The 20,969-nt window shown below is 62.6% G+C and carries 17 protein-coding genes; 10 read left to right on the top strand and 7 right to left on the bottom strand.

Annotated features, from left to right (window positions below; all coding sequences use genetic code 11):
• Positions 1-5: 5 nt before the first annotated feature.
• From OIM99_RS22905 to uvrC, 4 genes are all read right to left on the bottom strand, one after another.
• Positions 6-1,544 (bottom strand): NADH-ubiquinone oxidoreductase-F iron-sulfur binding region domain-containing protein, encoded by a 1,539-nt coding sequence (locus OIM99_RS22905; RefSeq protein ID WP_311852797.1) that lies wholly within the window; start codon positions 1,542-1,544, stop codon positions 6-8.
• Entirely contained in the window at positions 1,541-2,053 is a 513-nt protein-coding gene (locus OIM99_RS22900) for an NAD(P)H-dependent oxidoreductase subunit E (protein WP_311852796.1), read from the bottom strand. Before OIM99_RS22900 ends, OIM99_RS22905 begins: the two co-directional genes overlap by 4 nt.
• A 157-nt stretch (positions 2,054-2,210) precedes the next feature.
• Complete coding sequence (locus OIM99_RS22895; RefSeq protein ID WP_311852795.1) at positions 2,211-3,803, bottom strand: ethanolamine ammonia-lyase reactivating factor EutA; 1,593 nt, start codon at positions 3,801-3,803, stop codon at positions 2,211-2,213.
• 26 nt (positions 3,804-3,829) lie between these two features.
• Positions 3,830-5,887, bottom strand: coding sequence for an excinuclease ABC subunit UvrC (gene uvrC / locus OIM99_RS22890; protein WP_409371561.1), 2,058 nt, complete (start codon positions 5,885-5,887; stop codon positions 3,830-3,832).
• Between the two features lie 220 nt (positions 5,888-6,107).
• Between uvrC and OIM99_RS22885 the strand changes: the two genes are divergently transcribed.
• Positions 6,108-6,716 carry a hypothetical protein gene (locus tag OIM99_RS22885; protein ID WP_311852793.1) on the top strand — a complete coding sequence of 203 codons (609 nt, stop codon included), beginning with the start codon at positions 6,108-6,110 and terminating at the stop codon, positions 6,714-6,716.
• 219 nt (positions 6,717-6,935) lie between these two features.
• Positions 6,936-7,883 carry a ribose-phosphate pyrophosphokinase gene (locus OIM99_RS22880; protein ID WP_311852792.1) on the top strand — a complete coding sequence of 316 codons (948 nt, stop codon included), beginning with the start codon at positions 6,936-6,938 and terminating at the stop codon, positions 7,881-7,883.
• 45 nt (positions 7,884-7,928) lie between these two features.
• Here the strand turns inward: OIM99_RS22880 and OIM99_RS22875 are convergent, their stop codons facing one another.
• Together OIM99_RS22875 and OIM99_RS22870 are read right to left on the bottom strand one after the other, a co-directional pair.
• Positions 7,929-8,591 carry a DAPG hydrolase family protein gene (locus OIM99_RS22875; protein WP_311852791.1) on the bottom strand — a complete coding sequence of 221 codons (663 nt, stop codon included), beginning with the start codon at positions 8,589-8,591 and terminating at the stop codon, positions 7,929-7,931.
• 30 nt (positions 8,592-8,621) lie between these two features.
• Positions 8,622-9,896: an ABC transporter substrate-binding protein gene (locus tag OIM99_RS22870; protein WP_311852790.1), complete on the bottom strand. Its 1,275-nt coding sequence runs from the start codon at positions 9,894-9,896 to the stop codon at positions 8,622-8,624.
• Between the two features lie 189 nt (positions 9,897-10,085).
• Here OIM99_RS22870 and OIM99_RS22865 point away from each other — a divergent pair, with 189 nt between their 5' ends.
• From OIM99_RS22865 to OIM99_RS22850, 4 genes are all read left to right on the top strand, one after another.
• Positions 10,086-11,039, top strand: coding sequence for a helix-turn-helix domain-containing protein (locus tag OIM99_RS22865; protein WP_311852789.1), 954 nt, complete (start codon positions 10,086-10,088; stop codon positions 11,037-11,039).
• A 136-nt stretch (positions 11,040-11,175) separates the two neighbouring features.
• Positions 11,176-11,907 carry a cell cycle transcriptional regulator TrcR gene (locus OIM99_RS22860; protein ID WP_311852788.1) on the top strand — a complete coding sequence of 244 codons (732 nt, stop codon included), beginning with the start codon at positions 11,176-11,178 and terminating at the stop codon, positions 11,905-11,907.
• Between the two features lie 158 nt (positions 11,908-12,065).
• The gene (locus OIM99_RS22855; RefSeq protein ID WP_311852787.1) at positions 12,066-13,769 is read left to right on the top strand and encodes an AMP-binding protein; all 1,704 of its coding nucleotides are present in this window, start codon (positions 12,066-12,068) and stop codon (positions 13,767-13,769) included.
• 114 nt (positions 13,770-13,883) lie between these two features.
• Entirely contained in the window at positions 13,884-14,321 is a 438-nt protein-coding gene (locus tag OIM99_RS22850) for a MaoC/PaaZ C-terminal domain-containing protein (RefSeq protein ID WP_311852786.1), read from the top strand.
• A gap of 66 nt (positions 14,322-14,387) precedes the next feature.
• Here the strand turns inward: OIM99_RS22850 and OIM99_RS22845 are convergent, their stop codons facing one another.
• Entirely contained in the window at positions 14,388-14,819 is a 432-nt protein-coding gene (locus tag OIM99_RS22845) for a CBS domain-containing protein (protein WP_311852785.1), read from the bottom strand.
• A 397-nt stretch (positions 14,820-15,216) separates the two neighbouring features.
• Between OIM99_RS22845 and OIM99_RS22840 the strand changes: the two genes are divergently transcribed.
• The 4 genes from OIM99_RS22840 to acs all read left to right on the top strand — a co-directional run bounded on the left by OIM99_RS22840 (position 15,217) and on the right by acs (position 20,925).
• Positions 15,217-16,218 (top strand): extracellular solute-binding protein, encoded by a 1,002-nt coding sequence (locus tag OIM99_RS22840; RefSeq protein ID WP_311853157.1) that lies wholly within the window; start codon positions 15,217-15,219, stop codon positions 16,216-16,218.
• A 5-nt stretch (positions 16,219-16,223) separates the two neighbouring features.
• Entirely contained in the window at positions 16,224-17,963 is a 1,740-nt protein-coding gene (locus OIM99_RS22835; RefSeq protein ID WP_311852784.1) for an iron ABC transporter permease, read from the top strand.
• A gap of 193 nt (positions 17,964-18,156) precedes the next feature.
• Entirely contained in the window at positions 18,157-18,786 is a 630-nt protein-coding gene (locus OIM99_RS22830; RefSeq protein WP_311852783.1) for an invasion associated locus B family protein, read from the top strand.
• Positions 18,787-18,993: 207 nt separating this feature from the next.
• Positions 18,994-20,925 carry an acetate--CoA ligase gene (acs, locus tag OIM99_RS22825; protein WP_311852782.1) on the top strand — a complete coding sequence of 644 codons (1,932 nt, stop codon included), beginning with the start codon at positions 18,994-18,996 and terminating at the stop codon, positions 20,923-20,925.
• Positions 20,926-20,969: the final 44 nt, after the last annotated feature.

Here is a 20,969-nt window from a genome sequence, read left to right as displayed (position 1 = left end):
CTCAATTATTCGGCAGCGGCGTGCAAGGCGCTGCGACGGAAGTCGTCAGGGAAATGGGTGAGGGCACTCATCACCGGCATCGGTGTCAGACCGCCGAGCGCGCAGAGCGAGCCGTCGGTCAGCACCGTGCAGAGGTCCTTCACCAGAGCAATGTTGGCTTCGACATTCTGGCCTTGGGTGATCTTGTCGATGGTCTCCACGCCGCGCGTCGAGCCGATACGGCAAGGCGTGCACTTGCCGCAGCTCTCGATGGCACAGAAGTCGAAAGCGAAGCGGGCCTGATGGGCCATATCGACGGTGTCGTCGAAGACGACGATGCCGCCGTGGCCGAGCAGGCCGGCCTTGGCGGCCATGGCTTCATAGTCGAGCGGTGTGTCGAGCAGGCTTTCGGGGAAATAGGCGCCGAGCGGGCCGCCGACCTGGACCGCGCGCAGCGGCCGGCCGCTGGCGGTGCCGCCGCCGATGTCTTCGATCAGGGTGCGCAGGGTCAGACCGAAGGGCGCTTCGAACAAGCCGCCGCGTTTGACATTGCCGGCGATCTGGAACGGCAAGGTGCCGCGCGAACGGCCCATGCCCTGTTCGGCATAGGCCTTGCCGCCTTCCGCCAGAATGGTCGGCGCGGCGGCCAAGGTCAGCACATTGTTGATCACGGTCGGGCAGCTGAACAGGCCCTTGTGCGCAGGCAGCGGCGGCTTGGCGCGCACTTGGCCGCGCTTGCCCTCGATGCTTTCGAGCAGCGAGGTTTCCTCGCCGCAGACATAGGCGCCGGCACCGACACGAATCTCGATATCGAAACGGGCATTCAGGAGGTCGGCGCGCCGGGCGATGGCGATGGCTTCGCGCATCGTCGCGATCGCGTGCGGATATTCGGAACGGATGTAGATGACGCCGCGTGTCGCGCCGGTGGCGAGGCCAGCGATGGCCATGCCTTCGACGAGCAGGAAGGGATCGCCTTCCATCAGCATGCGATCGGCGAAGGTGCCACTGTCGCCCTCGTCCGCATTGCAGACGATGAACTTCTGCGGACCCTGTGCCTCCAGCACCGTGCGCCATTTGATGCCGGCCGGGAAGCCGGCGCCGCCGCGACCACGCAGGCCGGAGGCGACGATTTCCTCGACGATGGCGGCGGGCGCCAAGGCGCGGGCCTTTTCGAGACCGATCAAGCCGCCATGGGCGCGATAATCGTCCAATGAGAGCGGATCAATCACGCCGACGCGGGCGAAGGTGAGCCGCTGTTGGCGCTTGAAATAGTCGTGATCTTCGACACGGCCGATGCACAGCGCGTGGCTTTTGCCATCGAGCAGGCCGGCATCGAAAAGCGAGGCGACGTCGCCCGCCTGCACCAGACCATAGCCGATGCGGCCTCGCGCGGTCTCGATTTCGACCAGCGGTTCAAGCCAGAGCATGCCGCGCGACCCGTTGCGCACGATCGTGGCATCTAGGCCGCGCGCTTTGATTTCGCGGGCGAGAGCGGTGGCCACATCGTCGGCGCCGACCGAGAGAGCGGCCGCATCGCGGGGAACGAAGATGCGCACGGCGCTCATCGGGCAGCCTCCGCCACGAGCGCGTCGAGCCGGGCTTCATCGAGACGACCGACGAGGCGATCGTCGAATAGTGCCGCCGGCGACAAAGCGCAATTGCCAAGGCAATAGACGTTCTCGACCGTCAATCCGCCATCGGCGGAGGTGTTGCCGGCATTGAGGCGATGATGGTGGCGAAGATGATCGGCGAGAGCTTCGACGCCCATGGACTGGCAGGCTTCGGCGCGGCAGAGTTTCAGCACGTGCCGCCCGGCGGGGGCATGGCGATAATCATGATAGAAACTGGTGGTGCCGCGCACCTCGGCCTGAGAAATATTCAGCACGCGGGCGATGATCGGCCAGCTTTGGTCATCGACATAGCCGAACGTGTCCTGCAGCCGATGCAGGATCGGCAGCAGCGCCGCCGAGAGGCCGCAGGCCTCGCCGAAAAAGCTCAGCGCCTTCGCCTGCTCGTCGCGCGCGATCTCCTCTACCAGCGCCGCGTCAAAGGCCTGTGTCGATACCAAGGTCATTCCTGCCATTCACTCCCGATTGACGAGACTATAGCCGTATTTTGTTTATTTTATCACCAAAGCAAGCGCTACCTTACTGAAAAGTCCCTGCGAAAACGGACATTGTGGGCGTGAATCGAGCGCCGGTGCAGTGGGACGCCGCCTATCCAAGATCCATTCACGGGCTCTGTTGGCCGAAAGTCAGGGATTTAATGGTTATGGGCAAAGTACCCGAGGGCAGGCGGATGCGGCCGAGATCGACATAGTCGAAATCACGCAAGACGATGCCGTCGATCACCAGAATGTCGTTGATGACCCCAAGCTCGTCGCGCAGCAGCCCGCCAAGATTGAGGGCGACGTCCCCCTCGCAGATCAGCCAGAGCGGGTTCCCGGTGGCGATCCGGTCGGCGAGCCCGAGGCTCACCCCTCTGGCGAAGGCGCTGAGCCTTGGCCAGGAGGCATCGCCGCGCCAGCGAAAGGCAAAGGCCCGCTCGCTAACGGGATCGTTGTCGCCGAAGGCACGGCGGTGATCCCTGATGCTCTGTGCGAGGGCCTCGGTATCGACCGCGCCGGAGAAATCATAGGGCGGTTGCAGCACCGGCAGATTGCGGCGCGGCAGCAGTTTTGCTGGGGAGGTGATGAAACTGGTGGCGCCGCTCATCTGTACGGTGAATTCGGACGCGCCGAGCACGGTGGCGCCGATACATTCGCCGGATGGCAGCAGCGGCCAGGGAATGCGCCCATCCTCGCAGCGTTGGCGCAGCGCGCGGCCGAGCCGCCAGCCGAGATCGCCGAAATCGCGCTTCTCGCGCTCGTAAATATATTCGGCGACGCCGCCGGAGAATTGCAGGCCGTCGATGCCGTGCAGCGGCGGGAGCGGGGCCGTCAGGAGGTTGTCGCGATCGGGTTCGCCGTTTGCCATCAGGGCACTGGCGATGGTGTCGGCCATCGTTTCGGCCAGGCGTTGCAGGTCGTCGTGCGTGGCGGTGGCACCGCGCCGCAAGTCAAGGCCGATGCGTTCAGCGAAGGCGCGGGCAGCGTCGTCCAGTCTTGTGATGCGATCTTGCCGATCGAGTGCGATGAGGCGGCCGCCGCCGCGCAGCGCCGCCGTGGCGCGGACGCGGCCGGCTTCGATGAGCGCCAGTTTGGTAGTGGCACCGCCAACGTCGACATTGAGCAGGCGCAAGCCATCCCGCCCCGAGGTCTCGGCCGCGCCTGATCCATAAGCTGCGAGGGCTGCTTCCATATGATGGCCGGCGACGGCGGCGATGAGTTCGCCGCTCTCCTCGCTCAGTGTTTGCAGAATGGCCTCGGCATTGTCGCGCTCCGCCGCCGCGCCGGTCAGAATGATGGCGCCGGTTTCGATATCGTCGGCGGTGAGGCCTGCGGCGGCGTAAGCACGATCGATGGTGGCGCGCAGCCGCGCCGCGTCGATCGTGTTGGTGTCCGTGAAGGGCGTCATGGCGATGGGCGAGCGATAGAGCGTTTCGCGGCTCTTGGCATTGCGGCGCATGGCCAGCGGTTCGCCCGGTCCGCGCATCATCAGCCGGGAGAAAATGATCTGCGTGCTCGATGAGCCGATATCGATGCCGAGACTGATGAGTGGCACCAGTTCGAGGGCTTGCGAGCCGGGCTCCAGGACTTCATGGCCGTCATTGTCGTGATCGTGGTCGTGCTCTTCGCCCGGTGCATGGACGTGATCGGCGTCGGCGCCGAAGCGGTGATCGGCCAATGTATGTGGCTTTGGCGGTTTGGGCGGATCAGCAGACATGAGGGCGCCCGTCTCTGCGGCGATCGTCACGCCTTATCATGAAAGAAATCATAGATTAGTTTGGCGGTCGCCGCATTGACGCCGGGCACTTTTTCAAGGTCGGACAGGGCCGCGCGGGCGACGGCTTTGGCGGTGCCGAAAGCCTGCAGCAGAGCGCGTTTGCGGGCAGGGCCGATGCCGGCGATTTCATCGAGCGGGCTGCGCACGAAGTCTTTCTTGCGCCGGGCGCGATGGGTGCCGATGGCGAAACGGTGGGCTTCGTCGCGCAGGCGTTGCACGAAATAAAGCGCCGGGTCGCGCGGCGGCAGTTTGAACGGCTCGCGGCCTTCGACGAAGAAGGTCTCGCGGCCGGCGTTTCGGTCCGGTCCCTTGGCGATGGAGGCGAGTTCGACGCCTTCGATGCCGAGTTCGGTCAGCACCTTGCGCGCCTCCTCGAACTGGCCCTTGCCGCCGTCGATGAGGATGAGATCGGGCCGTGACGGGAAAGCATCGCTCGGCCTGGTGTCGGCTTTCTCCGTTTCGCCTGTCTCCGAGGCAGTTTCTTCTTTTTTCAGCCGGGCGAAGCGGCGCATCAGCACCTCGCGCATCATGCCGTAGTCGTCGCCCGGCGTGATGTCGGTGCTCTTGATGTTGAAGGTGCGGTAATGCGCTTTCATGAAGCCGGCGCGGCCGGCGACGATCATGGCGCCGATAGCATTGGTGCCCATGATGTGCGAGTTGTCGTAGACCTCGATGCGCTGCAAGGTGCGGTTGAAACCGAACGCCTCCGCCAGTGCCGCCAAGAGCTTTTCCTGTGCCGCCGTGTCGGCCAGTTTGCGGCCGAGGGTTTCGCGGGCGTTCTGGGTGGCGTGCTCGACCAATTCGCGGCGTTCGCCCCGTTGCGGGATGGCGACTTCCACTTTGCGCCCGGCGCGCGCGCTCAAGGCTTCGGCCAGGACGTCGCGGTTTTCGATGTCGTGCGACAGCAGGACGAGGCGTGGCGCCGGCTTGTCGGCGTAGAACTGCGCCAGGAAGGCATCGAGCACTTCGCCTGGCGTCAGGCTGCGATCGGCACGCGGATAATAGGTGCGATTGCCCCAGTTCTGATAGGTGCGGAAGAAGAAGACCTCGATGGCGAACTGGCCAGCTTCCTCGATGATGGCGAAGACGTCGGCCTCTTCCACCGTGCGGGGATTGATGCCCTGGGTGCCTTGAATGGTGGAGAGTGCCGCGATCCTGTCGCGCAGACGGGCGGCGGTTTCAAATTCCAGCGCTTCGGCGGCGGCGTTCATGTCCTGCGCCAGATGTTCGCGCACCGTGCGGCTCTTGCCGGAGAGGAAGTCGCGCGCTTCGCCGACGAGCGCGGCATAGTCCTCGTGGTTGATCTCGCCGGTGCAGGGGCCTGAGCAACGCTTGATCTGCCAGAGCAGGCAGGGGCGGGTGCGGTTTTCGTAAAACGAATCGGTGCAGGAGCGCAGGAGAAAGGCACGCTGCAGGGCATTGAGCGTGCGGTTGACCGCCTGGACGCTGGCGAAGGGGCCGAAATAATCGCCCTTCCGGTTGCGGGCGCCGCGATGTTTGGTGAGCTGCGGCGAGACATGATCGCCGGTCAGCACGATATAGGGAAAGGATTTGTCGTCGCGCAGCAGAACGTTGAAGCGCGGCTTCATCTGCTTGATGTAATTGGCTTCGAGCAGCAGCGCCTCGGTCTCGGTCTCCGTCGAGACGAAGACCATGGAGGCGGTGAGCGCGATCATCCGCGCGATGCGATTGGAATGGCCGGCCTCGCGCGCGTAAGAGGCGATGCGCCGGCGGATGCTGCGCGCCTTGCCGACATAGAGCACTTCGCCGTCGGTGGCGATCATGCGGTAGACGCCGGGGCCGAGCGGTGCGTGTTTCAGATTGGCGCGGATGACCTCGACGCCATGCTGGATGGAGCCAGGCTCGGGCGGTGTCGCTTCGTCGGCGACCAGCACCGGCCCCAGATCCTGGCCGAGATACTGTTCGAGATCGTCGTCGCTTTCGGCCTCTTCGTCGGAAAAGTTCGGCGCGTCGACGGATTTTTCTTCCGACGGCACGGCGGCATCCGCTTCGGATGCTGGCATGGATTGGGGTGGGCGGCTGACGACGCGGCTCATGGCTGAGATTTAGGCGCATTGGCGCCGGGTTGGAAGGCGCCTTCCTGCCTTTGCTCCTGTCAGATTGTGGCAAGGTGGATAGGTTGTCCCCAAGCTGGACCGATCGGGCATTTCCCGTTACCAATCTTGGCAAGGCCGCACGGTTCGCTGGAGCAGGCCAATTGGTAACAGGTTCAGGTTGAGTATGATGAAGGCGCGACATTTGCTCGCGGCGTCCGTGCTACTGGCGTTTTCGCCGTGGCTCGGCGGCTGTTCCGACACGGGGGGCGGCTTGGTCGCCAGTGCCACCGACACCCGATCGCCGCGCATCGCCATGCGGCCGGGGGTGCTGCCGTCGAGCGTGACGGTGGCGTTCAAGTCGCTGGATGGGGCACCGCCGGAGGTGGTGAGCCGGTTCGTTGCCGCCATGTCCACCGCTTTGGCCAGCCGCGACATCGTGACTGCCGATTCGGGCAGCGCCAATTTCGTCGTTCAAGGACATATGAGTGCCTATCCGGCCGAAAGCGGCGTCGCCGTGGCCTGGGTTTGGGACGTTTACGACCAAAAACGCGTCCGGCGGCAGCGGATGGACGATTCCATCACCGTGCGTGGGTCGGCTGGCAATCCGTGGGGCGCGGTCGACGAGCAGGTTTTGACCAGTATTGCCGGGCTAACAGCCGAGAATCTGGCTGGTTTCCTTACAAATTCGCCGGAAGCGGTGGCCGCCTCGGGTTCGGCGGCTGGCGCGGCGGTGGCGCAAGCGGCTCGCCCGGCCACCCTGCCGGTCCGCGCCCAGGGGTTCGCGCCCCTCGATTGAGGGCCGATTGAGGGCTTTGCGCCGTCCACAGGGCTGTTGCCAGAACGTCACGCCGCACGATTAACGGTGGAAGATTTACCTCGTCCCGCCCATCGTGTTGTCGGCTCTGCCTCGGCTTGATAAGGAGCGGCGCAACAGATCACGTTTCTTAGAGTTCAAGCGGGATTTCGCGAAAAACGGTCTTTTCGCATTCTGCTTGCGGGCGCGGGGCCTTCTGGCATGGACGAAAAATTTAAAATCCTGGCAGGTAATTCCAACCGCGCCTTGACCGAGGCTATTGCCGCCTATCTCGGCATGCCGCTGGCGAAGTGCCAAGTCCGGCGCTTTGCCGACATGGAGATTTTCGTCGAAATCCAGGAAAACGTCCGCGGTCTCGATGCGTTCGTCATCCAGTCGACGGCCTTTCCCGCCAACGACCATCTGATGGAACTGCTGATCATGATGGATGCGTTGCGCCGCGCGTCGGCCCGCCGCATCACCGCCGTGATCCCCTATTTCGGTTATGCCCGCCAGGATCGTAAACCCGGCCCACGTACGCCGATCTCCGCCAAACTGGTTTCCAACCTGATCACCCGCGCCGGTGCCGACCGCGTTTTGACCGTCGATCTCCATGCCGGCCAGATCCAGGGCTTTTTCGATATTCCGGTCGACAACCTGTTCGCCGCGCCGGTCATGGTGCGCGACATCAAGGAGCGGCTCGATCTCAAGAACACGATGGTGATCTCGCCCGACGTCGGTGGCGTGGTGCGCGCCCGCGCGCTCGCCAAGCGCATCGATGCGCCACTCGCCATCGTCGACAAGCGGCGTGAGCGCGCCGGCGAATCCGAAGTGATGAACATCATCGGCGACGTCCGAGGCAAGAGCTGTATCCTGGTCGACGACATCGTCGATTCCGGTGGAACGCTGTGCAATGCTGCCGACGCGCTGATGGAGCAGGGCGCGCGCGAGGTCTACGCCTACATCACCCACGGCGTGCTGTCGGGGGGCGCGGTGGCGCGCATATCCTCGTCGAGCATCAAGGAACTGGTGCTGACCGATACGATCGAGCCGACGGCGGCGGTGCGGGTGGCTAAGAACATCCGCGTCATTTCCATCGCCCAATTGGTCGGCGAAGCGGTGCGCCGCACCGCCGAAGAGCGCAGCGTATCGAGCCTGTTCGATTCATAATGTGTGCGGCACGCTGTAGCGTGCCGCTTTTTCCAATATTGGATCTCAGAACGAGTTGTCTTGCGTGACGCGGCGATAGAGCGTCGGCAGGACTTCGGCGAGATAGCCCATTTCCTCCACCGCATGCTGATGTAGGCGGCGGGCGAGCTCTTCCGTCACATGTTGGCGACGTATCTCGCGCTGTTGGTCTTGCGTAAACGTCACGGCTGGATCGCGGCTGGCGATGTAGCCAAGCCAGAAGCGGCTGCGCATCTCGCAACCATAGTCCGTATCGCGGATGAAATGGGTCATGCGGCCGAAATTCACCGGGTGTTCGAGATCACCGATGATGGCGGTGATGGCGAACGCGCCCGATTGTTCGAAGCGCTTCGGATCGTAGAATTCTTTCGGATCGCGGATGTTGATGCGCAGCTTGTAGAGCGGGCTGCCTTCGCCGCCAAGATATTCATGCACCAGGTGTGAGCTGCCGATATACTTGCCATCGACACGGTTCTCCCAGTCGCTGAACACGTGATCGCGCGGATGCCAGAAAATATATTGATCGATACCGCCAAGCCAGGAGAACCACCAATCGATCATCTTGGCGCGACAGCCCTGCATGCGCGTTAAGGCTGCGACCAGCCAACGCTCGTCCTTGAGCTGTTTGTAGCCGGACTCGAATGGCAGATAGCCTGGGTTCAGCAGATCATTGATGGATTCAATTTCCATAGAGGTCCTCCTTGTGATGATGGAAGTGGCTCAGAGCAGTTTGAGCGTGCCGCTGACGGGAATGTCCGGATGTCCGGCATTGCTCTTGATGGCGAGATGCAGGGGCGCACCCGCTGCCGCGCGCTCCCACTGGCCCGCGACGATAGGCGTGCGCGAAACATTGGCGACGGGGCCGGATTTCGATTTCCAGTCGACGCGGCCGACGATCGACTCGTAGGAGGTGTCGCGGATCGCCGCGACGATACCATCCGGCGTCACTGTGGGCGCGCGTTTCAGTACGTCGATGCCCACTTCAAAAAGCGCATGGAACAGGCCGAGAATGAAGCCCAGATCACGGCCACCATGAGCGCTTTGGGCGGCGGCAAGCAGCGTGGCACCGCTTTGGCCTGTCAGTCCTGATTTGAACGGAAAGTCGGGTGACCATGGTACTTCGCATGACAGCCCTAGTGCCCGATCGCCAAAGGCACTGACGGCGGCGGGAAACAGAAAAGCTTTGCCGATGGTGGCGATCTTGGGCCGAAAGCCTTGCTGTGCAGCCTGGGTCCAGAAGGTGGCGAAATCCGGTGGGATCATGGTGCCGGTGACGATCTCGGCGCCAGCCGCCTTGAAGGCGCCGATCTGCGCCGTGAAATCGTTCGACATCGGTTGATAGCGGCCAGGTTCGACGACGGTGAAGCCTGCCTTCTTCAATGCGGGCGGAAAATTCTGGCCCCAGGCATTGCCATCGGCATCATTGGCGAAGAGACAAGCGACAACCTTGTTGGTCGGCTGCGGCGCCCACAGGCCAATGAAGGCGCCGAGAATGTCCTCGAGACCGAAACAGAATAGCCACGTATATTCGAAGCCTTTTGCCGGGTCGCCGGAGCGACCGAAGAACCACGGCTGCCAGGGACAAGCGGTGGCGATGCAGGGCACGCCGTCAATCTCGGCGCGATCCGAGACCGCGTTGACCGTATCGGGCGCTCCGCCGGTGAGGATGAGGTCGACCTTGTCGTGCAGGATCAACTCGGCAGTCACTTCAGCGGCGCGGGTCGAATTCGATTGGCTGTCCTTGGTGAGGATGTCGATGCGGTAGCGCGTTCCGCCTTTCGTCAAGCCATCGCGGAGCACCTGCTGAACTTGCGCGATCAAAAACGCATTTGCGCCGCCGAAGGCGGCGAGCGGACCAGTTTGCGGCGTGACGAAGCCGATCTTGATGACATTGTTGGATTGCGGCAGGCCCGTGCCGATCAATGCCGGTGTGGCCAGCGTGGCAGCTCCTGATCGCAGCAGAGTGCGGCGTGTGAACCGCGCGGATATTGACATGATCGTTCCCTCCGGCGCCCCTCCGCGCCGCCGCGTTGATGCGCGTCGTGACCAAAGCGGGCAAGGCATTGGCGTGGGAATGCACGGTGCTGAACGCTTTCATGCGCTGTGTTGAAAAGTGCGTTGCTTTCGGTGTCCCTGGGACTAAGCTTTGCGTGGTTCTTGGCCGTCATTGTGGGGAGGGGCGTCATGATCGGCGCGGAAACGGCGCGGGTCGCTCAAACCGGGCTTGTTTGGAACGGTATCATCAACAATGCCTTCGGCCAGGTGGCCATGCGCACCCGCGAGGATGTGCCGTTCTTCGGTCGCTTCCGCCATGTGTCGATCGCCGGTCTCACTGTCGCCGAAGTGGCGAGTGCGAACGAAGAAGCCGTGCGGACTCATCGACATGTGGCACGCGATGGCGAAGATGCCTTTGCCTTCGCACTGCTGCGCGAAGGAGAGCTGGAGCTTGAACAATATGGCCGCAGCCTGCTGCTTCGCGCGGGCTGTTTCACGCTCTTCGATCTTGGGGCACCTTATCGATTGGCGCATCGGCGCCGGACGGATCTCGTGGCGCTGAAGATTCCCACCGGTCTGCTACGGACCGCCATGGCGGCGCCTGAGCATCGGGTTCTGGAGGCTTTTCCGGCGACCGGTGGGATCGGCCGCATTTCGTCTGCACTCCTGCTGGCGTTGGCGGCGGAAGGGGAGGCGATCCCGGACCAAGCGGCCTCGGCCTATGCCGAGCGGCTGACCGACATGTTCTGCATGTTGGTAAGGCAGTGGCCGGCCAAGAGCCGTGGGCTGACGGTGAGCCAAGACCAGCTTTATGCCCGCTGTTGCGCGGTGATCGACAGCCGGCTGGCTGACGCCGACCTCGATCCAGCCCAGGTGGCGGCGGGTGTTGGGGTATCGCTGCGCGCCCTGCACCAACTTTTCCAAAAGGCAGGTCAGTCGGTTGCCCAACAAATCAAGCTCCGACGGCTTGAGCGCAGCCGTAAAATACTCCTCGATCCGACGAGAAAATCCGAAACAATCAAGATGATAGCGCTGAATTGCGGATTTCGCAGTCAGCAACATTTTTCCACTTTGTTCGGGCAGGCTTACGGCTGTTCGCCCAAAGAGGCCCGTCAGGGCCGGCCGACGGCCAGCGGACAGTGAGCATTGCCATTTCGGGGCCCGGAACGTATATAACGGCATCCCCGTCATGGATGTGTGTATTTGAGGCTTAGCCTCGGCCGGGCCGGAGCCCGGCGCAGCGCGCCCACGTCCTCGCCACGGCTTTCAGGAGTTTACGATGAACAACGCCCCGCTGATGCCCAAAGCGACCGCGGTCTGGCTGGTGGAGAACACCTCGCTGTCCTTCGATCAGATTGCCGATTTCTGCAAACTGCACCCGCTCGAGGTGAAAGGTATTGCCGATGGTGAAGTGGCGGCCGGCATCAAAGGGCATGATCCGATCACCTCCGGTCAGTTGACCCGCGATGAGATCGCCCGGGGCGAAGCCAATCCGGAGCACAAGCTGGTGCTGGCCGCCTCCAAGGTGCGCCTGCCGGAAATCAAGCGTCGTGGTGGCCCGCGCTACACGCCGCTGTCGCGCCGCCAGGATCGTCCGAACGCCATTCTCTGGCTGCTGCGCAACCATCCGGAATTGAAGGACGCGCAGATCATGCGTCTGGTTGGCACGACCAAGACGACGCTGCAGGCGATCCGCGAACGGACCCATTGGAATTCGGCCAATCTGTCGCCGCTCGATCCGGTGACCTTGGGTCTGTGCTCGCAGATCGACCTCGACTTCGAAGTGGCGCGCGCCAACAAGGATCGGCCGCCGGTGCCCGATAGCGGCGCCACCCTGGTCCCGGCCGAGATCACCACCGCGCCGCGCGACCATGACGCCGAGCGCGCCCAGCCGGCGAGCGAGGAAGATGTTTTCGGCGCCCGCCAGGCCGCCCATAAGGACGAAGCCGAAGACGATATCGACGTCGACTCCGTCTTTGCCAAGCTCAAAGGCCTCAAGACCAAAGAATAACCAGGTTACGTCTCGCGATTTTGCCCTAGGCATTTCGCCGAATTGCCGAATGCCGGTGGCGATGCCATCTTGACCTGTGCGGGTTCAATCCGCACAGGCCGCCATCGTGGCGGCCCGCAATCTAACGGTCGCCCGGAGGGAGGGCGTGGGAGAGTAAGATGGACGCCAAAACGGCGCTGAAACCCTGGCTCGCGCATTATCCGGCTGGTGTGCCGGCGGACATCGATGCCACATCGCTTGGCACGTTGGTCGATGTCTTCAATGAGAGTGTGACCAAGTTCGGCGACCATCCGGCGCTCGAGAGTTTTGGCAAACGTATCAATTACAGCCAATTTGGTGAGCTGGCGCAGGCGCTCGGTTCCGGCCTGCAACGCATGGGCCTCAAGAAGGGGGACCGCGTCGCCATCATGATGCCCAATGTGATGGCTTATGCGCCGATCATGTTTGGCATTCTCGCCGGCGGCTTCACCGTGGTGAACGTCAATCCGCTGTATACGCCGCGCGAACTCAGCCACCAGCTCAATGATGCCGGCGTGCGCATTCTCTTCGTGTTGGAGAATTTCTGCCACACGGTCGAGGCGGCGCTGCCTGACTTGAAGACCGTTGAACGCGCGGTCATCGTCGCGCCTGGCGATCTGTTGGGCCTGAAGGGCGCCATCGTCAATTTCGTCTCGCGCTATGTGAAGAAGGGTGTGCCGCGCTATGCGTTGCCGGCGACCATCCGCTTCGGCCGTTTCCTGGCTTTTGGCCGCGAGAAGCCGCTGGCGAAGGTCGATCTGTCGGTCGATGACGTGGCCTTCCTGCAATATACCGGCGGTACGACGGGCGTGGCCAAGGGCGCCACCTTGCTTCACAGCAATATCGTTGCCAACGTCTTGCAGTGCGAGGCGTGGACGCGGCCGTTCATCGGCGATACGGCGCATTATTCGGTGGTGACGGCTCTGCCGCTCTATCACATCCTGTCGCTGACCGGGTGCTGTGTGTTCACTTGCCGCATCGGCGGCTTGCAGATTCTCGTCGCCAACCCGCGTGACATCAGCGGTCTGGTCAAGACCTTGCAGACTTCGAAGCCGAACGAATTGGTGCTGGTCAACACGCTCTACAATGCGCTGGCGCAGCATCGCGATATTTCCAAGGTCGACTTCTCCAACCTGCGCGTGTGCATCGCCGGCGGCATGGCGACACAGGCGCCGGTGGCGCAGCGCTGGAAGGAAATTTCCGGCAAGCCGATCGTCGAAGGTTATGGGCTGTCGGAGACGTCGCCGGTGGTGTGCCTCAACCGCCTCGACATTGAAGAATTCACCGGCATGATCGGCTATCCGGTGCCTTCGACCGATGTGTCGATCCGCTCTCCCGACGGCGACCCCATGCCGATTGGCGAGGCGGGCGAACTCTGCGTCAAAGGTCCGCAGGTGATGGCGGGCTATTGGCAGCGGCCTGATGAGACCGCGAAAGTGATGACGGCCGACGGCTATCTGCGCACCGGCGATGTCGGTATTCTCGATGCTCAGGGCATGATCAAGATCGTCGATCGGATGAAGGACATGATCGTCATGTCCGGCCTGAAAGTCTTCCCCAATGAGGTGGAGGAAGTTCTGGCCAGCCATCCGAAAGTGCTGGAAGCGGCGGTGATCGGCGTGCCCGATCCCCATTCCGGCGAGGCGGTGGCGGCGTTCGTCGTGCCGAAAGATCCTTCGCTGAAGCCGGAAGAGCTGCGCGCTTTCGCCCGCGAGAAACTGACGGCCTATAAGGTGCCCAAGACCGTGGAGTTCCGCGAGACATTGCCGAAGACCAATGTCGGCAAGATCCTGCGCCGGGAATTGCGCGACGACGTGTTGGGCAAGCCTCCCAAGGCGGCGTGACTGGGTCGTGACCTCAAAGGTCATGGCTTGGCTATCAAATGATGTTTAAGCTCGATGATGGCGGGGAGCGGTGTCGCTGCCCGCCATTGGTTTTTGCCGCGAGGATCACCGCCGATGCTCTACGCTGAAGATCTTTCCGAAGGGCAGACTTTTCCGTTCGGCGTCTACACGATTTCCGAGGCCGAGATTCTCCAGTTCGCCGGGCAATACGATCCCGTTCCGATCCATACCGATCCCGTCGCCGCGGCCGCCGGGCCGTTCGAAGGGCTCATCGCGAGTGGCTTCAACACCATGGCGATCTACCAGCGGCTCGTCGTCGAGGCCGTCTGGAACAAGGTCGCGGGTCTGGTCGGGCGCAGCTTCGAAGTGCGTCTCGTGCGCCCGGTTCGTCCGGGCACGGCTTTGACGGGGCAGGCGCTAATCCACAGCGTAACGCTGCGCCCCGAGCGACAAAACGCGGTCGTGGTTCTGAAAAGCGAGCTTATCGACGACGCGCGTCAGCCGGTCCTGACCATCACATTGGATGCGCTCGTGCGGATGCGACCGGCGTAAAAACCTCTCTCGGTTCTGAGCGTGTCAGAACCGAGCTTCTGCGAACGCCGCATCTCTGCAAAACGTTCAAGCGTTGGCGATATATTCGCGCATCGCCCGATGTTCAGATTCGATTTCCTCGACGCGCCATTTCACCACGTCGCCAATGGAGACGAGCCCCAAGAGCCGCCCACCTTCGACAATCGGCATGTGGCGAAAGCGACCTGCGGTCATCTGTTCGGTCAGATGGTCGATGCTGGTCTCGCGCGTTGCCGTGACGACTTTCGGCGTCATGTGCCGGCTGACGGCATCGTTCAAGGCGGCCGCACCATTGCGTGAGAGAACGCGGACGAGGTCGCGCTCGGAGATGATGCCCATGAGCGCGCCGTCGGCGCTGGTGATCACCACGGCGCCGATGCCCTTATCGGCGAGGATGTGAGCGATCTCATGCAAGGTACGGTGCGGTTGGGCGGTAATGACATCATGGCCCTTAGTCTTGAGAATGTTCGAAACTTTCATTTCGCTCCTCCTTCGATCGGGGCTGGGTCCGTCTTAAGCACTCAGTTTTGAGGCTCGGGCGAGAGCGGCCTCAGTCTCGATCAATTCAGCACCGGAGACAGTGGTTCCTTGAGCAGCTCCCGCAGGAGTCTTCGGAACACCCTCTCTTAAGGTGATCTTCTGCGATGGCTGAAGCAAGTCAAGCGCAACTCGACGGCATCGATAATATGCGGGCACCGTATAAATACTGATGTGAACTCTCTTAAATTTTAGAACTCTTACAAACTATTGATTTTAAAAGGAAATCTGTTGACCCTGAGAGGGGGCTGGGTAAGGTCGCGCCGTTCCGTTTTCGCCCGCTTTTCGCGGGCTCGAGGAGAGGCCCATGTTCATCGGCAAACCATCCCTGCTGGCGGTGATGATCGCGGCGGTTGCGCCTGCGATTTATGCCGGCGCCGCGAGCGCCCAAGTGCCGGGCGAAGTGAATGTCTACAGCTATCGCGAAGCCAAACTGATCGCGCCGCTGTTTGAAGGTTTCACCAAAGCGACCGGCATCAAGGTCAATGTGATCTCGGCCAATTCCGGTCTTGAACAGCGCATCGTTTCGGAAGGTGCCAACAGCCCGGCCGACATGCTGCTCACGGTCGACATCGGCCGCGTGCAGGACGCGCTCGATGCGGGCATCGTGCAGCCGTTCAAGTCCGAGGTTTTGGAGAAGGTCGTGCCGGCGCAATATCGCGATCCGGCCGGCAACTGGTACGCCATGTCGATGCGCGCGCGCGTCGTCTATGCGTCGAAGGAACGCGTCAAGCAGGATGCGATCACCTATGAAGACCTCGCCGATCCGAAGTGGAAAGGCAAGATCTGCATTCGCTCCGGCCAGAACATGTACAACACCGCGCTGTTTGCGGCGGTGGTCGCCCATCACGGCGCGGAAAAGGCCGAAGCCTGGCTCAAGGGCGTGAAGGCCAATCTGGCGCAGAAGCCGAGCGGCGGCGACCGCGAAGTGGCGCGCGACATCGCCGCCGGCAAATGCGACATCGGCGTCGGCAATACCTATTACTGGGCGCTGATGCTCAATCGCGAAGCTGATCGCAAGCCCTGGGCCGATGCGACCAAGGTGATCTTGCCGACCTTCGCGGGCGCCGGTACCCATGTGAACGTTTCGGCGGCGATGCTGGTCAAGACCGCGCCGAACCGCGCCAATGCGGTGAAGCTCGCCGAATGGCTGGTCAGCGAAGATGCGCAGCACATCTACGCCGACATCAACTTCGAATATCCGATCCGCGCCGGCGAAAAGCTCAATCCGACCATCGCCAGCTACGGCACGCTGAAGCCGGATGCCATGCCGCTGGTCAAGATCATGGAATTCCGCAAACCGGTTTCGGCGCTTGTCGATAAGGTTGGTTTCGACAACTAAGGCTCATGTTGGAACGCGCGCCAGTCTCTGAGACTTTGGCGGGCGCGGGTGCTGTCGGTGAAACCGGCGCATCCGCGCCTTTGCCTTTGCATGCCGGTCTTCGCGGGCGGGTGCGGGCGTTCCATCCCTTGGCTGCGGCGATCGCTATCGCCGCGGCACTTTTTGCTTTGGCGCCGATCGCCGGCCTCCTGCACCGGGCTCTCACCGGCAAGGCGGAAGTCTGGGCGCATCTGATCGCTTACGTGCTGCCGCATGCTTTGTGGGAAACGACGCTGCTGCTTATGGGCCTGGCGATCGTCTGTGGCATCGTCGGTGTTGGCACGGCCTGGCTGATCGCGTCGTATCGGTTTCCCGGTGCGCGTATCCTCGCCTGGATGCTGGCGCTGCCGCTGGCGTTTCCCACCTATATCGTCGCCTATGTTTATGTCGAAGTGCTGGGGCCGTTCGGTCCGGCGCAGATGGCGTTGCGCGGCGTGACGGGCTGGCGTTCGGCGGCGGACTATTGGTTTCCCGAAGTGCGGTCGCTCGGCGGCGCGGTCTTCGTGCTTGGCTTCGTGCTGTTTCCCTATGTCTATCTGACGGCGCTGGTGATGTTCCGGGCGCAGAATTTCACGCTGGTCGAAAGCGCCCGCGTGTTTGGCGCCAGCACCTGGCGGGTGTTGCGCGACATCGTTCTACCGATGGCGCGGCCGGCGGTGGCGGCGGGTCTGGCGCTGGTTCTGCTCGAAGCGCTCAACGATATTGGCGCCGCCGAATATCTCGGTGTGCAGACCCTGACCTTGTCGGTCTTCACCACCTGGCTCAATCGCGGTGATCTTGCCGGGGCGGCGCAGATCGCCTGTGTGCTTTTGTCGGTGATCGCCATCTTCATCTGGCTCGAACGCTATGGCCGCCGCTTGAGCGGCTTTGTCGGTCATAGCGCCAGCAGCCATGGTACGCGCCGCCCGGTACTGAGAGGCTGGCAGGCGGCGGGGGCGTTTCTGGCCTGTGCTGTGCCGGTGACGCTCGGCTTCCTCGTGCCCTTCGGCTATCTGGCGCGCGAAGCGCTCTGGCGGGTGAGCCGCGACGGCGTCGATCCGGCGTTGCCGGCCCATCTCGTCTCGACCTTCACCTATGCGGCAGCGGCCGTTCTGCTCACTCTGGCGCTCGGCTTTGGCGCGGCGCTGTCGGCGCGACTCATCGGGCGCTCGTGGGCGCGGCTGTGTGCCTCGATCGCCGGGCTTGGTTATGCAGTGCCGGGCACGGTGCTGGCTCTGGGGTTGCTCACGCCCTTCGCCTTGATCGATGGGGCCATCAATGCGGTGGCACGCGGTCTGTCGGGAACGGGCGTCGGCCTCATTATCGCTGGGTCGGGCGGGGCCATGGTTATTGCCTTCGCGCTGCGTTTCCTGGCGGTGGCGACGGGCGTCGCCGATGCGGGGCTTGCCCGCATCCCCCATGATTTTGACGGCGCCGCACGGGTGGCGGGTGCGGGTCCGCTGGCGTTGATACGCACCATTCATCTGCCGCTGCTGCGACCGGCGCTGGCGGCCGCAGCCCTTCTGGTATTCGTCGACAGCCTGAAAGAACTGTCGATGGCCCTCCTGCTGCGGCCGCTGAATGTCGAGACCCTGTCCACCTATGTCTATCAGTTCGCGGTGCGCGGGGTGTTCGAGGACGCGGCCCTGGCGGCGCTTTTGATCGTAGCCCTGGGTATCGGCCCGTCGATTCGCACGGTCATGGTGACCCCGGCCTCGCGCGCTTAAGCGTCGCAGGCGGTCTTCAGAATCGCCCTTGTCCGATTTTTGCCGGGATCGGCCCGCAAAACGCCAAATGTAAAAAGCGTCATAAAATTGCCTGCCCGAGGTTTTGGGCCGGGAGGGCTTGCTTTATGGTCGCGCCCACAGACTTCAATGTTCTTTCCGGCGATTCGCCGGCAAAACAAAGATGGAATCGCAGATGCGGATTTTGATGAGCGCCGTCCTCGCCACATGTTTTCTCGCCGCCGGCGGGCAAATATCGTTTGCGCAGTCGAATGCTCGCAATAAACCGACGGCCGAAAAGACCGATACCAAGAAGCCGGCGACGACCCGGGAAGCCCGTAACGCCCGGGGTAGCAGGCCGGCCGCCGAATCGACGGCCAAGCCCGGCAAACCGGCGCTGGTGGCCTCCTTCGGCGATTGGGGTGCTTATGTCGCCTCGGCCGGTAAAGCCAAGACCTGTTATGCGCTGGCGGAACCGAAGGAGCGGCTGCCGTCAGGGCTCAAGCGCGACAAGGCTTATGTTTTCGTTTCGACCCGCACGGGCGAGGGCGTGAGCAACGAGCTTTCCGTCATCATGGGCTTCGACGTGAAGGGCGACAGCACGCCGCGCGGCGAAATCGGCCCCACCGGCTTCGACATGGTGGCGCAAAAGGATAAGCTGTGGGTGCGCAATGCTGCCGAGGAAGGCCATATGCTCGATGCGATGCGCAAGGGCCAGCGCCTACAGGTCAAGGCGATGTCGTCGCGCGGTACCGCCACGACCGACAATTATTCGCTCGCCGGCCTGAGCCAGGCGCTCGATCGCGTCCGCAAGGAATGCCAATAGGCATCTGCCTGAAAAACCGGCTTTAATCGTCACGCTTGAGCAGTCCGTCGCCGCATCTAGGGCGGCGGATTAAACTATATGCGTGGGCCGAATGTCGCGCGACCAAAGTGGCACGCATGGGTGCTTGTCGCAGGGGGGTGACTGCGCCTAAATGCGCCCCATCAAGGCGGCTGAGCCGCCGTATTTCGTTCTGTTCGGGAGGCTTGCATGTCCGACAAGATTTACCCTGTCGCTCCGGAATGGGCCAAAAGGGCCTATGTCGACGGCGCCGGCTACAAGGAAATGTACGCCCGCTCGATCAAGGATCCGGAAGGGTTTTGGGCCGAACACGGCAAGCGCGTCGACTGGATCAAGCCCTTCACCAAGGTGAAGAACACGACCTTCGGCCCGCCCAATGTCTCGATCAAATGGTTCGAGGACGGGGTGCTGAACGTGTCGGCCAATTGCGTCGATCGCCATCTGCCCAAGCGCGCAAAACAAACGGCGATCATCTGGGAAGGCGACGATCCGTCGAAGTCCAAGAACATTACCTATCAGGAACTCTACGATAACGTCTGCCGCTTCGCCAATGTGCTGAAGGCGCAAGGCGTCAAGAAGGGCGATTGCGTCACCATCTATCTGCCGATGATTCCCGAGGCGGCCTATGCCATGCTCGCCTGCACGCGCATTGGCGCGGTGCATTCGGTGGTTTTTGGCGGCTTCTCGCCGGATTCGCTCGCCGGCCGCATCGAGGATGCGAAGTCCGCCGTTTTGATCACTGCCGATGAAGGCGTGCGCGCAGGCCGGCCGATCCCGCTGAAAGCCAATTCGGACGCCGCGGCGGCGAAGGCGCCGGTCAAGAGCATGATCGTCGTCAAGCATACTGGCGGCAAGGTCGACATGCAGGCGGGCCGTGACGTCTGGTATCACGAGGCGGCCGCCCAAGTGCCGGCCGAATGCGCGCCGGAAGCGATGAATGCGGAAGATCCGCTGTTCATCCTTTATACGTCGGGTTCGACCGGCAAGCCCAAGGGCGTGCTGCACACCACCGGCGGCTATCTCGTCTATACGTCGATGACGCACCAATATGTCTTCGACTATCACGACGGCGACATCTACTGGTGCACGGCCGACGTCGGCTGGGTAACGGGTCACAGCTACATCATCTATGGACCGCTGGCGAACGGCGCGACCACGCTGATGTTCGAAGGCGTGCCCAACTATCCCGACGAGTCGCGTTGCTGGCAGGTGATCGACAAGCACAAGGTCAATATCTTCTACACCGCGCCGACGGCGATCCGCGCGCTGATGCAGAAGGGCGATGGACCGGTGAAGAAGACCAGCCGCGCGTCGCTGCGCCTGCTGGGCTCGGTCGGCGAACCCATTAATCCGGAAGCCTGGGAATGGTATCACCGCGTCGTCGGTGACGATCGCTGCCCGATCGTCGATACGTGGTGGCAGACCGAAACCGGTGGCATTCTCATCACGCCGCTGCCGGGCGCGACGCAGCTCAAGCCGGGCTCGGCGACCAATCCGTTCTTCGGCGTGCAGCCGCAGATCGTCGATGGCGAAGGCAAGGTGCTGGAAGGTGCTACCGAGGGCAATCTGTGCATCACCGATTCCTGGCCGGGCCAGATGCGCACGGTGTTCGGCGATCACGAGCGCTTCGTGCAGACTTATTTCTCGACCTATCCGGGCAAGTATTTCACCGGCGACGGCTGCCGCCGCGATGCCGATGGCTATTACTGGATCACCGGTCGCGTCGATGACGTGATCAACGTGTCGGGTCATCGCATGGGCACGGCGGAAGTGGAAAGCGCTTTGGTCGCTCATGACAAAGTGTCGGAAGCGGCTGTCGTCGGCTATCCGCACGACATCAAGGGCCAAGGCATCTATGCCTATGTGACGTTGATGGCGGGTGAGGCCGCGTCCGACGATCTGCGCAAGGAATTGGTGATGTGGGTGCGCAAGGAGATCGGCCCGATCGCCTCGCCGGATGTCATTCAGTTCGCGCCGGGCTTGCCGAAGACGCGCTCCGGCAAGATCATGCGTCGCATTCTGCGCAAGATCGCCGAGAACGAAATCGGAGCGCTAGGCGATACCTCGACATTAGCCGATCCGTCAGTGGTCGACGATCTCGTCGCCAATCGGGCGAAGTAACGCGTCACACGGCTTATCTATCGAATAAAAAAAAGGCCGCGCTT

It is taken from the genome of Methylocella sp. CPCC 101449, from assembly GCF_031921685.1.
In the GTDB taxonomy this organism is placed as follows: domain Bacteria; phylum Pseudomonadota; class Alphaproteobacteria; order Rhizobiales; family Beijerinckiaceae; genus Terripilifer.
This window is presented reverse-complemented; position numbering and strand designations above follow the sequence as displayed.